At 65.1% G+C, this 12,583-nt stretch carries 8 protein-coding genes; 6 read left to right on the top strand and 2 right to left on the bottom strand.

Annotation, left to right across the window (positions count from 1 at the left end):
- Positions 1 to 164 precede the first annotated feature (164 nt).
- The 3 genes from J8F10_RS23505 to J8F10_RS23495 all read left to right on the top strand — a co-directional run bounded on the left by J8F10_RS23505 (position 165) and on the right by J8F10_RS23495 (position 3,650).
- Positions 165 to 1,238 (top strand): hypothetical protein, encoded by a 1,074-nt coding sequence (locus J8F10_RS23505; RefSeq protein WP_210658009.1) that lies wholly within the window; start codon positions 165 to 167, stop codon positions 1,236 to 1,238.
- A 24-nt stretch (positions 1,239 to 1,262) separates the two neighbouring features.
- Complete coding sequence (locus J8F10_RS23500; protein WP_210658007.1) at positions 1,263 to 2,402, top strand: hypothetical protein; 1,140 nt, start codon at positions 1,263 to 1,265, stop codon at positions 2,400 to 2,402.
- Positions 2,403 to 2,480: 78 nt separating this feature from the next.
- Entirely contained in the window at positions 2,481 to 3,650 is a 1,170-nt protein-coding gene (locus J8F10_RS23495) for a hypothetical protein (RefSeq protein WP_210658005.1), read from the top strand.
- Between the two features lie 88 nt (positions 3,651 to 3,738).
- Here the strand turns inward: J8F10_RS23495 and J8F10_RS23490 are convergent, their stop codons facing one another.
- Positions 3,739 to 6,222, bottom strand: coding sequence for a zinc-dependent metalloprotease (locus tag J8F10_RS23490; protein ID WP_210658003.1), 2,484 nt, complete (start codon positions 6,220 to 6,222; stop codon positions 3,739 to 3,741).
- A gap of 234 nt (positions 6,223 to 6,456) precedes the next feature.
- Between J8F10_RS23490 and J8F10_RS23485 the strand changes: the two genes are divergently transcribed.
- The 3 genes from J8F10_RS23485 (at position 6,457) to J8F10_RS23475 (ending at position 11,898) form a co-directional block, all read left to right on the top strand.
- Positions 6,457 to 7,362, top strand: coding sequence for a hypothetical protein (locus J8F10_RS23485; RefSeq protein ID WP_210658001.1), 906 nt, complete (start codon positions 6,457 to 6,459; stop codon positions 7,360 to 7,362).
- Positions 7,363 to 7,414: 52 nt separating this feature from the next.
- Positions 7,415 to 10,399, top strand: a complete 2,985-nt coding sequence (locus tag J8F10_RS23480; RefSeq protein WP_210657998.1) for a DUF1553 domain-containing protein — start codon at positions 7,415 to 7,417, stop codon at positions 10,397 to 10,399.
- Positions 10,400 to 10,491: 92 nt separating this feature from the next.
- Complete coding sequence (locus J8F10_RS23475; RefSeq protein WP_210657996.1) at positions 10,492 to 11,898, top strand: DUF1501 domain-containing protein; 1,407 nt, start codon at positions 10,492 to 10,494, stop codon at positions 11,896 to 11,898.
- On the opposite strand, the gene J8F10_RS23470 is transcribed toward J8F10_RS23475, so the two are convergent.
- Positions 11,895 to 12,485 carry a TIGR02996 domain-containing protein gene (locus J8F10_RS23470; protein WP_210657994.1) on the bottom strand — a complete coding sequence of 197 codons (591 nt, stop codon included), beginning with the start codon at positions 12,483 to 12,485 and terminating at the stop codon, positions 11,895 to 11,897. The two genes, J8F10_RS23475 and J8F10_RS23470, sit on opposite strands and share 4 nt — an antisense overlap.
- Positions 12,486 to 12,583: the final 98 nt, after the last annotated feature.

Genomic DNA, 12,583 nt, shown 5'->3' with positions numbered 1-12,583 from the left:
AGTGCCCCAAATGCGGCACGATCTTCCCCATAATTGAGTCTCAAGCAAACGCATTCGAGGTGGCGGATACCCCCGCACCGAAGGCTCCCGCACCGGGATCACGATCGCTCGCAGTTCCGAAACCCACAAAACCCGTTGTCGCAGACGACGCGGACTTTGAGGTCGTGGACGAGAAGCCGCGGAAGGGGCTCGGGCACTACAAGGACGATGGGGACGAAGACGACTGGTCCCGGAAGAAAAAAACGCGCTCTTACGAAGATGACGAAGACGATCGCCCGCGGAGCAAAAGCCGGCGCCGCGACGAAGACGAAGATGAGGACGATCGGCCCCGGAAGAAAAAGAAGCGCCGCGACGAAGACGAAGAGGACGAGCAACCGCGCTCCGGCAAGCGCGCGGCGTTCGCGAAGGGCAAAGTTGCCGCGCTACTGCTGTCGATTTCTTTTTGGCTGAACCTCGCGGCTTACGGGCTACTCACTCTGTACGCACTGATCGCGTGGGTCGGGGTGGCCGCGGCGACCAGTTCGAGTCCTTCCTCGCGAAGTAGCAGCGGCGGAAGTGGTGGCGGCGGCGGGGCCGGGGTGGAATCGGCCCTGGAGATCCTCGTCGTCCTCCCCGGTCTGATCGGGCTGGGGGCCTGGATCGTGGGGCTGGTCGGGTGCTCGTTCGCCATTGCGGGGCCGGCCAAGGCGCGGGGAATGGCGATCACCTCGACCGTCCTGTCGAGCGTTCACCTGATCTTGTTAGGCGTCACGTTCAGCAACTTGCACGGGGGCAGCGGGATCGGGTTCGCCCGCGGGTTGGGCGGGGTGGGGTCGTTCGCGTGGATGTCGATGGTGTCCGCGCTCCCGTCCGTGGGTGCTTTTTTGCCGGTACTCTTTTACCAATCGCGAGCGATCGGCGGGGAATACATCGTTTCGCTGTTGGCCGGGATTTGCGAGGTGTTGCGCCTGATCTTCGTGCTGATTACACTCAAAGGTCTCGCATCAGCGGCGCGCGATTATGGTGCGGCGGAAAAGGCCCAAACGGGGGTGATGATCTCGGCGTTTGTCCTCGGTGGGACCGTGCTCGGAATCCTGTTCATGACGGTTCTGCTCGCGGAGGCAAAATTCGGACCCTCGACAATGGCCCACCTCGGGATGCTGATGATAGTCGCGACCCTCGCCGCGTACACGTTCATGATGCTCACGCCCGCGCTGGCGGCTCTCCGAACCCGGGACGCCTGCACCCGCCGGTCCTGACCCACACGAGCACGAGAAGCCCACGTGTTACTCACCTGTCCCGACTGTGGTAGCGGACTCGAAGTGCCCGACGGGACCACCGCCCTGGTGCGGTGCCCCGCGTGCAAGACCGTGTTCGCACCGGCCGACGACCCGGCGCCGGAACCAGAGGACGACGAAGACGAGGACCGCGAAGAGCCGAGGGCACGGACCCGCAAATCGGCGCGAGTTGACGACGGGGACGATGACGACCGGCCGCGCAAAAGAGCGAGCGCGAACCGGGATTTCGATCCGCTCACCGAGGAAGACGAGCGAGAGCGCAAGAAAAAGCGCCGAAGGTCGGGCACGCACGAAACCCTCGCCACCCACGAAAAGGCGGCCCGGCGCCGCGCGTTCGAGCGGGCCGCGTGGGGGTGCCGGCTGATCTGGATCTCGTTCGTGCTGTTCATGCTGTCGATGGTGCTGATTATCATTTTCTTCTTCCAGCTCGCGCTGCTCCGGTTCATCTCCCCGAGCATGATGTACATCACGCTCGCGGGCATTCTGGGGCTGATTAACTGGATTCTCGCGGCGGTCGGGATCGGGCTGTGCCTCTCCGGTCCGCGCGCGCCCGGGCACTGGCAGTACGGCATCGCGGCCGCGGTCGCGACCGTGATCCATCTCGTTCTGGTGCTCACCCTCGTCTCTCAGGGCAAGGAAGTGGGACTTCTCGCCGCGGAATCGACGGACGTGTCGCGCTGGGAGTTGCTCCCGACTCGGCTCGATGCCACCATGTTCTACCTCACGATGGCGGTCTACCAAGAACAAGGGTTCACCCCGAAGGGGCAGTTCGTCGTCTCGATGTTCACGGGCGTCGTGGAAATGGTGCGCACCGTCCTCATCATGATGATGCTCTCGTGCTTGGCGCGCGCGGCCCTGGACGAGGAACTGGCCCACAAGTGTACCCGCACGGCCGGGGTCGCGGCCGGCGGACCGGGGTTGATCGCGCTCATCATGTTCCTGGTCGTGGCGTCACTCATCGAAACGAACGCGGGCGTGAACCTGTTCACGCTCGTTCTGATCGTCGCCGTTAAAATGGGGATTTATGCGATCCTCATCGGGGTGCTCTTCCCGGCGTTCATGGCCGCGCGCGAGGTGGACGATGCCTGCGTGGAGCCATTCCAGTCGCTGATCCCGCGGTTGTAATCGTTCCGGCGCGATTCCGTGCATGGGGCGCGCGTTCCCGGTACAATCCGGCGAAGCCCCACCCGCACGGAATCACTCATGATTGCGACCGCACTGCGCGCGTGTGCCATCACACTCGCGCTACTCACACCAACACTTTTCGCGACTGGCGCTGAACCCCAAGCGAAACTCGTCTCCGCGAAGCCCGGCGCGCCCCCCGTAGTCGAAATCGTGGGCGTCGAGAAGGCACACCTCACCACACTCGCGGACGCAAAGTTAACTGCAGCCGAGTGGCCGCAGGTGGCGCGCCTAGTCGTGGACGAGGGTTCGGCGGACGAGGTGGCCAAGAAGCCGCCGGTCGCGGGTTCGTGGAGCGTTACGGCCGACGTATTGAAGTTCGATCCCCTGTTTCCGCTCGTGCCGGGGACCAAATACCGCGTGTTCTGCGATCTCACCGCAGCGCCGCGCACGAAGATCGAGTCCGCGCCATTCGCGCTCGCGGTGCTCATCCCGAAGCCGCCCCCCGGCCCGCGCGTTAGCGTGGTCGGGGTGTTCCCGTCGGCAAATCGGCTGCCCGAGAACACGCTCCGCTTCTATGTGCAGTTTTCGGGTCCGGTCGCACGAGGGGACGTCTACAAGCACGTCAAACTCGTGCGCGCGGACGGCACGCGGGTCGAATTTCCCTTCCTGGAGATCGATGAGGAACTGTGGTCCGCCGACGGGCTGCGGCTCACGCTGCTCTTCGACCCGGGGCGCGTAAAGCGCGGGCTGAAGCCACGGGAGGAAGACGGCCCGATTCTCGAAGAGGGGCACCGGTACACCTTTGAAGTGGACGCGAACTGGCACGATCTCGACGGGCGCCCGCTCACGGCCGCGCACAAGAAAACCTTTGACGTGCTCGCGCCGGACGACCAACCGGTGTGGCCGGACGACTGGTCGGTGGTCGCGCCGCGTGCGCGTTCGGACGCGCCGCTCGTGGTCAAACTGGCCAAGCCGCTCGACCGCGCGTTACTCGGGCGGATGCTGTGGGTGACGGACGCGACCGGCAAGACCGTGGAGGGGACGCTGACCGTGGGTGGAGGAGAGCGTGTGGTCACGTTCGCGCCGAAGAACCCGTGGGCGCGCGGGGAGTACAAACTCGTTGTGGACGCGCGCCTGGAAGACGTGTGCGGGAACCGCGTCGGCGAACCGTTCGAGTTGGACGTGCTGAAGCCGATCCCGTTGCGCCCGGTCACCAAGATCGCCGAGCGCACGTTCGCGGTAAAGTAGGCCGGCGCACCGTTCGTAAATGCCGAAGGGGTTGCCTCTCATGGCTCTGGCCACGAGAGGCAACCCCTTCGGCGCGAAACGCGATCCTCTACTTCTTCTTGTCGGCCGCGAGAATGGTCGTGATCTCACTGTGCAGGTCGTCGATGTGCGCGACCGTCAGCGGGTCTTTGGCTTTGCTCTTCGCGGCCTCGAGTTGACCGGCCAGCGTGCCGAGCGCCTGGCGCCCGACGGCGCGCAACTCACTCGCCGGGCGCGGACCGGCGGCCCCGCCCCCGAGCCCCGCCGGGCCGACCGGCGCTGCGGACCCGGTCGATTGGAACTCCGCCTTCAGCAAATCGACGTACCCGCGCTGGAGTTGCCGACGCAGGGGATCGATCTTCGGCGCGTCGGTCTTCAGTTCCGAGAACAGCCCGGTCTGAACGTCGTTCACCAGTTCCACCGCGGTGTAGGCTTTGTCCGGCGCGAGCAGTTCCGCGTCCGCGAGCCGCGCCAGTCGGCCCGCGCTCAGCAGGCTGCGGAGCATGAGCCGCTGTTGGCCCGAGATGTCGCTGCCCGTGCCCGAGAACTTGAACTGGTTCACGAGGCCCGGGTTGAGCAACTTCGTCGGCGTGGTGAAGGCGTTGTCCAGCAGGAACTTCACGGCTTCCTTCTGCTTGTCCTTCGGCACGCGGACGAACGCTTCGCCCCCGCGCCCGCCGAGCGTGCGGTTCTCCACCACCCCGCCCACCTGCTTCGCCACGGCCATGAACCAGCCCATGCGCGCGTTAAGGAGTTCTTCGTACACCTCTTCGAGCAGCGCGTAGTCCTCGCCCTTTTCGGTCGTCGCGGCGAGCATGTGTTCGAGCACGCGGTCCAAATTCTTCAGGCCGCACGTGGTGACCTGGATCGGGTCGCTCCCGATGTTCTCGGTGAGCACGGTCGGGTCCACCATCGACGGGCCGTCCTCGCCGCCGAACCGCAGGAACGGGTTGTCCAGTTGCTTCGCGGCCCACTCGTCGAGCGTCTTGCGCTCGTCGTCGGGCGTCTTCGCGCTCGCGACCGGCTTGTAGCCCCACTCGATGGCGAAGTTGTCATACGGGGCGATCTTCGGCAGCAGGGTCTTCGGGTCCACCTTGTCTTCGGGCTGCGCGACGTAGTTGCACCGGCCGTAGGACATGATCGACGCGACGCTGCCGTACTCGGCGCAGAACTTCGGGTCGCGCAACTGGCTCACCGAGAACGCCTGGCTCGCGCGGTGGTTGTGGCGCAGCCCGAGCGTGTGGCCCACTTCGTGCGCGCACACGTACCGGATCATCGCGCCGGTGGTGTCGTCCGGGAGCGGGAACTTGCGGGCCTTCGGATCGACCGCCGAGCACTGTACGAAGTACCACGTCTGCGCGGTCTTCACCATGTCGTGCCAGAAAATGATGTGCGCGGAGATGACCTCGCCCGAGCGCGGGTCGTGGACGTTCGGCCCCATCGCGTTCTGCACCGGCTCGGCCACCCAGCGGATGACCGAGTGGCGCGCGTCTTCCGGGTCCCAGTTCGGGTCTTCGGCGCGCGTCGGCGCGTCGCGGCAGATGATCGCGTTCTTGAACCCGGCCTTCTCGAACGCCGGCGCCCAGTCCTCGACGCCCTGCTTCATGAACGGGCGCCACTTCTCGGGGATCTCCTTCGACAGGTAGAACGTGATCGGCTTCACCACTTCGCTGACCGCCGCGGCCGGGTCCTTCTTTTCGAGCCGGAACCGGGTGATGAACTCACGGGCCACGGCCCACTGTTTGGAGTGCGAGTAGTCCACGAATTCTTCGGTGAAGTACCCCACGCGCGGGTCGGCGAGCCGACCCTGCATCGGCGTCTCCGGCAGGATCGCGAGGCTGTGGTGAACGAGCGCCGTTACGCTCTTGGCGCCGCCCAAGCCCCCCGGCCCGCCGAGCCCGCCGCTGGCGCGGAACGTAATCAGCGCCCGCACTTCGATGTTGCCCGGGAACGCTTTCACTTCGGAGAGGTACGACCGCGCCGAGTCCACGCTCGCGCCCGCGGCCCCCGCAGCCCGGGTGATGGGCAGGTCGTTCAACCCGAAGATGAATGCGTCCGACACGTTGATGACCGCGGACCGGTCCTTGCCCTCGCACTCGACGCTGAACACGCCGATGATGGAGTCGGTCGCGCTCGCGTCGATGGAGGCCTGCACCGCCTTCCCGTCGGACCGCTTCGCGAACCCGACTTTCCACAAGTAGAGCTTGTTGGCCCGGCGCTCGAACTTCAGCACCGCGGAGCCGAGGGCCGCGCCGCCCCAACTGCCGAACATGCCGCCGCCCGGTCCCTTCGCGACCTCGGCCTGCCACAGGAACAGGCGCCCCTGCTTGTCCTGGGGCACCTCGAAGTACAGCTTGTCGTCGTGCCGGTGGACCGCGAACACGCCGGTCGTCGTGGTGAAGTCCTTCGTGATAACGTCGTCGTACTTCTTGAGGTCACCGGCCTTCGGTACGGTCTTTGGGGGTGGTTGCTTCGCGCCGACCGGCGCGGCGTGTAAGGAGAGTATCGCGAGCGCGGCGATCAGGCCGGCGCGCAGCAGCAGGCGGGTGCGCATGAGGTGCCTCGGACGGTGGGCAGTCAGGTTGGGATAACTGGGAATATCTTACCGTCTGGGTAAGTAATGGTGACAGTTCCGATTGAAAAGTTATCCGCACCGCGCCGCTACAATCGGTACCATCGGCTCCGAACCCCGAGTGCCTCCCCCGGTTGCAGAGAGAGGAGGAACGCGGTGGGGCGCAGCGATCGATAAATAGAAACGTGGTTCTGCGCCCGCAACGGAGTTCCCGGCATGACGCCGCTCTGTCTGGTAGCCCTGTGTGCCATCGGTAGCGATCCCGCGCCGTACCCCTACCCGAGCCAACCGCCCCTCACCCCTCCTCTGGCGAAGGAACGGCGGGTACCGTTCTACTTGAAGCCCGTCGAGGCCCGCATCCGCGAGAAGGTCGCGAACCTCGCGTTCCCGGGTTCGGGCAAGCCCGAGCCGCCCGGCTCGTACTTGTGGCGGCCGGTCTTCAAGGAAGATCACCTCTTGCGCGGGCCGGCGCGCCCGTATGTGCCCCAACCGGGCGACATCGTACTGAGTGCGGACGGGTCGATTTTCTGGAAGCTGATGCACAACTTCGCGGGGACGAGTCACCCGACGCACTCGATGATCGTGTTCGCGATGCCCGACGGGAAAATGGGCATCCTCGAGGGCGGGCCGCACGACACAATGAAGTGTCGCGTACTTGATACGCTGCCGCACATGTTCAGTTACGAAGCGGAGGGCCGCGTGTGGGTGCGGGCACGCTCGTGCCCCCTGACATCCGAGCAATCCGCCAAGCTCACCGAGTTCGCACTGGCGACCAACGAGCGGGAGTTCGCCATTCGGCGGTTGGCCGGGCAGCTCACGATCTTCCGCACGCGCGGGCCGATCCGCACTGCGTTCGTTGGTAAGCCGCACGGCATCAACCACGAGAGCTACTTTTGCAGTGAACTCGTCGCCGAGGCGTGCGTGTACGCGGGGCTCCTGGACCCGCTCACCACGCGCCCGTCGGCGACCTACCCGCGCGACTTGTTCATGGATCACTCGCTCAACCCGTATTTGAACAAGCACCTCAAACTCGCGCCCGCCTGGGAGCCGCCCGCCCGTTGGACGAGTTGGGCGAACGGGACGAACGCGCCGTGCGGGTCAGCGGTTGAACCGAAGCGATAAATCGGTGACAATGGCGCGACCTCACCCGCCTCGTGGTCGCGCCGAGTTCACCATGCCGCGCACTGTCCTTTCTCTCATCTCCTTCCTGTTCGTTTCCAGCGCCACGGCCGCGCCGCCCGATTTCGACAAGCAGATCGCGCCGCTACTTGCTGCGCGGTGCGTCGATTGCCATAGCGGGCCGAAGCCGAAGGGTAAACTCGATCTCTCGCGCAAGGCCGGGGTGTTTGCCGCGGCCGCGCCAGCCGTTGTGCCCGGCAAGCCCGCGAGCAGCTCACTGTGGGAGCGTGTCGCGGCGGGCGAAATGCCGCCCAAAAAGCCGCTCCCGGAAGCCGAACAGAAGCTGCTCAAGGAGTGGATCGAGAGCGGGGCGAAGTGGGGCACGGACCCGATCGACCCGTTCCGCTTCACGACGGACGCGCGCGCCGGGTACGACTGGTGGGCGCTCCAACCCGTGGTGCGCCCGAAGCTCCCCGAAGCCCCGAACACGAAGCACGAGACGCGAAACGCCATTGATCGCTTCGTGGTCGCGAAGCTGAGCGAGAAGGGGCTATCCCCCTCATCGGAGGCGGACCGGCGGACGCTCATTCGCCGCGTGTACTTCGACCTCATCGGGCTGCCGCCGACCCCGGAAGAAGTCGAAGCGTTCGTAAAAGACAAGGACGCAAACGCTTACGAGAAAGTGGTCGACCGCCTGCTCGCGTCACCGCACTACGGCGAACGGTGGGCGCGCCACTGGCTCGATGTGGTGCGCTACGGCGAAACGGACGGCTTCGAGCGAAACACGCCGCGCGAAAATTCGTGGTACTACCGCGACTGGGTGATTCGTGCCATCAACGCCGATGTGCCCTACACCGAGTTCGCCAAACTGCAACTCGCGGGGGACGTGCTCAAGCCCAACGATCCCGACGCCGTGCGCGCGACGGGATTCCTGGTGGCCGGCGTTCACAACACGGTTCTCGGCAACGATCAGATGCGCGCGGTCGCGCGGCAAGACGAACTCGAAGACATCGTCGGCGGAGTAGCCCAAACGTTCCTCGGGCTGACCGCGAACTGTGCCCGGTGCCACGACCACAAGTTCGATCCCATCTCCCAGGCGGACTTTTACCGGCTCGCATCCGCGCTCGGCGGCGTGGGCTTCGGCGAACGCGCGGTGCCCGATGCGAAGGTGAATGGTGAAATCGCCAAACTCGCCAAAGAACTCGACGCGCTCACGAAGAAGCTCGCAGCCATCGAGGAACCCGCACGCAAGGCGGTTCTGGCCGAGAAGGGCGCGGGGAAGTCCGACAAACTCGCCCCGTCCCCTGTCGCCGCGTGGGATTTCCGAAGGGGTGGTGACGATCTCATCGGTAAACTGCACGCGAAGCCCGCCGGGAACGCGAAATTGACCCCTGATGGCGCGGTACTCGACGGCAAGACCGCGCTCCTGCGCACGCCCGTTTTACCCTTCGACCTGACGGCCAAGACCCTCGAAGCCTGGGTGAAGCTCGATTCCCTCTCGCAACGCGGCGGGGGCATCATCTCCGTGCAGACACCCGACGGGAACGAGTTCGATGCGATCGTGTTCGGCGAAAACGAGCCGGCCCGGTGGATGGCCGGCAGCAACGGGTTCGTGCGCTACAAGTCGTTCGGCGGTTCAGAAGAAAAGAGCGCGACGAACGAGTTCGTTCACTTCGCCATCACGTTCAGCGCGGACGGCACCATCACCGGCTACCGTAACGGCAAGCTTTATGGCACGGGCTACGCACCCAAAGGCCCGCTCGGGTTTCGGGCGGAAAAAGCAGTGATCGTGTTCGGCTGCCGGCACGAACCGGCCGGCGGAAACAAGATGCTCGCCGGCACGGTGAGCACCGCGCGACTCTACGACAAGGCACTCTCACTCGAAGAGATCGAAGCCTCGTTCCGGTCCGGCGGTGGGTTCGTCAGTGAGGCCGAACTCGATGCGAAACTCACCCCCGAAGACCGCACAACGCGGACCACGCTCCGCGCACAACACGACACGCTCACGGGGCAATTGGGCGCGCTCCGTCAGCGCGCCGCGAACGCAAAAATCTACGCGAACATCCCCCAAGCACCGGGCGTGACGCGCCTCCTGATTCGCGGCGACCTCGCGACGCCCAGCGCGGTCGTGGCCCCCGCAGGGCTCGGGGCCGTAACCGGACCGAAAGCGGATTTCGGACTCGCGCCGGACGCGACCGATGCGGACCGGCGCAAGAAGCTCGCGGAGTGGATCACCGCGCCGAACAACCCGCTGTTCGCCCGCGTCATCGTGAATCGCGTGTGGCACTACCACTTCGGTACGGGCATTGTCGAAACGCCGAACGACCTCGGATTCAACGGCGGTCGCCCGTCACACCCCGAACTACTCGACTGGCTCGCGAGCGAGTTCGCGGACCACACCTACAGTCTCAAAACGCTCCACAAGCTCATCGTCACCTCGGCGACGTACCGGCAATCATCCGCCGCCCGAAAAGACGCGAGTGCAAAAGACGCCGACAACCGCTTGTTGTGGCGGTACAAGCCGCACCGACTGGAGGGCGAAGCGGTACGCGACACGATGCTCGCGACCTCGGGGTTGCTCAACCCGGAGGTCGGCGGGAAGGGGTTCAGCGACTACACGATGCGCGACTTCAACGGCACCGCGTACTTCGATCCGTTCGATCCGGTGGGGGCGGAGTTCCACCGGCGGAGCGTGTACCGGTTCACCCCGCGCGGCGCGAATCAGGGCTTGCTCGATACGTTCGACTGCCCCGACCCGGCCGCAGCCGCCCCGCGGCGCGCGGTCACCACGACGCCGCTTCAGGCACTCGCGCTGTGGAACAACGGTTTCGCGCTCCGCACGGCCGATGCGTTCGCAGCTCGCGTCGCGAAAGGCGCCAACGGGGTGGAGGAGCAAGTCACCCGCGCGTGGCTGCTCGCGTACCAGCGCGCCCCGACCGGAGACGAACGGAAACTCGCGGTGAAGTTGGTCAACGATCACGGACTCAAGGCGCTGGGCCGCGTGCTGTTCAACAGCAACGAGTTCGTGACCGTGGAGTGAGTTGAGTCGTTGCACGGGTGCGACGCGACTGTAGTCGAGCAGGCTAACATCGGGCGGTTGCAGAACACAACAAGCCACAACACGGACCCCACATGATGCTCCCCTCTCGACGCGACGTTTTCTCCTGGTCCGCGAACGGCCTCGCGTCTGCCGCTGCGCTGCACCTGCTCGCGCGCGACGGCGCGGTCAGCGCGAAACCGCACCACCCCCCGAAAGCCAAGCGCGCGATTCAGATTTCGCTCGTCGGCGGGATGAGTCACATCGACTCGTTCGACCACAAGCCGGAACTGACGAAGCGGCACGGTAAGTCGCTCGGCAGCGACAGCAAGCCGGACGTGTTCTTCGGGCAGGTCGGGTTGCTGCGAAAGCCCGATTGGGCGTTCAAACAGCGCGGGAAATCCGGCCTGTGGGTGTCGGACCTGTTCCCGCACATTGCCGGGGTCGCGGACGATCTCACCGTCATCAACTCGATGACCGCGGACAGCGCGAACCACACGCCGGCGCTCTTCGTGCTGAACAGCGGGTTCCAGTTCAACGGGTACCCGGCGCTCGGCTCGTGGCTCAGTTACGGACTCGGGACCGAGGCCGACGACCTCCCGGCTTTCGTTGTGCTGCCGGACGGGCGCGGCGAAGCGAACGGCGCCGCGTCGAACTGGTCGAGCGGGTTCCTCCCGGCGCAGCACCAGGGCGTCGTGTTCCGCGGCGGCGATTCGCCCGTGCGCGATCTGTTCCCGGAGCGAGCGATTCCCGCAAACGAAGAGAAAGACGCGCGTGCCGCACTCGACGCGCTCAACGCGATGCACCTGGATCGCAGCGGCAACGAGGGCGACCTCGCGGCCCGCATCAACAGTTACGCTCTCGCGGCGAAGATGCAGCTCGCGGTCCCCGCGGTCGCGGATCTGTCAAAGGAGCCCGCGAAACTGAAGGCGCAGTACGGGCTCGATAACCCGAAGACTGCGGACTGCGGGCGCCGGTGCCTGCTCGCCCGGCGCCTGCTCGAAAAGGGCGTGCGCTTCGTGCAGATTTACAGCGGCGGGCCGATCGCGGGGACGCCGCGCACGAGCTGGGACGCGCACGAGAACGTGCTGGAGAACCACTCCGCAGAGGCCGGGCGCATCGACCGCCCCATCGCGGCCCTGCTTCAAGACTTGAAGCAGAAAGACATGCTGAAGGACACGCTGGTGATTTTCACCACGGAGTTCGGACGCACGCCGTTCACACAGAGCGCCGGGAACGTGGTGGGTACGGGCCGCGACCACAACAAGTACGGCTTCTCGTGCTGGCTGGCCGGTGCGGGGTGCAAGCCCGGTACCGCGTTCGGGAGCACGGACGATATCGGCTGGAAGGTGACCGAACACCCGGTGGCGTGGTACGACTTCCACGCCACGGTGCTGCACCTGCTCGGCATCGATCACGAGAAACTGACGTACTACCACAACGGCATCAAGCGCCGGCTGACCAACGTCCACGGCGAAGTCGTGAAGGGGATACTCTCCTAACCCACTGGTACCGAGACGCTCCTGGTCATCAAAACCGGCACCTCGACGTGCGACGGTTGGCCCCGGAGCGTGAACCGTACCGTCGCTACTACTGTGCCAGCGCGGTTCTGACGCACGTCCGTAATCTCCCCGAGGCAGTTCGCGAGCGCCCCCTCAATAATCCACACCGAATCCGCAGCCGTTCGCTCGGTTACGATTCGTACCCAGATTGGATCAAGGGCGCGGCGAATTTGTGTCAGGCGCCGCTGGTTCGGTTTTTCAGCCGCGACCAACCGCAGGTATTCGGCACGCGGATCGGAGCGTTCGTCGAGCCAATCTGCGTAAACGAGTAACGCAGTTCGATCGTCTGGGGCGGCGAGTATCGCCGCGATGAACGCTGCATCTTCACTCATCTCAGCCGCGCTCTTTAGTGGATTGCAGGTCAGGACGGAGTGGCCACAAAAAGGCACAAAGGGCACAAAAAAGAGAGCAGAGATCAGAAGGCAGAGGACAAAGGACAGAGCAGCATTCAAGAAGGCAGAACCGCGGATCACGCAGATTACGCAGATCAGACAAGAGAATGATTTCCAGCCCCGATCGAGGCTCAATCAATGCTCTCAGTCGTACTGTCTTCCGCGTTTTACTCCTGTCCTCTGCCTTCTGACCTCTGCTCTCTTTTTTGCGCTCTTTGTGCCTTTTTGTGGCC

Origin of the sequence: Gemmata palustris (genome assembly GCF_017939745.1) — a bacterium.
GTDB classification, from domain to species: domain Bacteria; phylum Planctomycetota; class Planctomycetia; order Gemmatales; family Gemmataceae; genus Gemmata; species Gemmata palustris.
Note: the sequence above shows the minus strand (reverse complement) of the source record. Positions and strands in the feature narration are given on the sequence as shown.

What these genes read in the sequence shown, in the direction of transcription:
- J8F10_RS23490 (WP_210658003.1), bottom strand. Translation starts at nt 6,222, where the DNA reads ATGCGCACCCGCCTGCTGCTGCGCGCCGGCCTGATCGCCGCGCTCGCG.
- J8F10_RS23475 (WP_210657996.1), top strand. Translation starts at nt 10,492, where the DNA reads ATGATGCTCCCCTCTCGACGCGACGTTTTCTCCTGGTCCGCGAACGGC.
- J8F10_RS23485 (WP_210658001.1), top strand. Translation starts at nt 6,457, where the DNA reads ATGACGCCGCTCTGTCTGGTAGCCCTGTGTGCCATCGGTAGCGATCCC.
- J8F10_RS23495 (WP_210658005.1), top strand. Translation starts at nt 2,481, where the DNA reads ATGATTGCGACCGCACTGCGCGCGTGTGCCATCACACTCGCGCTACTC.
- J8F10_RS23480 (WP_210657998.1), top strand. Translation starts at nt 7,415, where the DNA reads ATGCCGCGCACTGTCCTTTCTCTCATCTCCTTCCTGTTCGTTTCCAGC.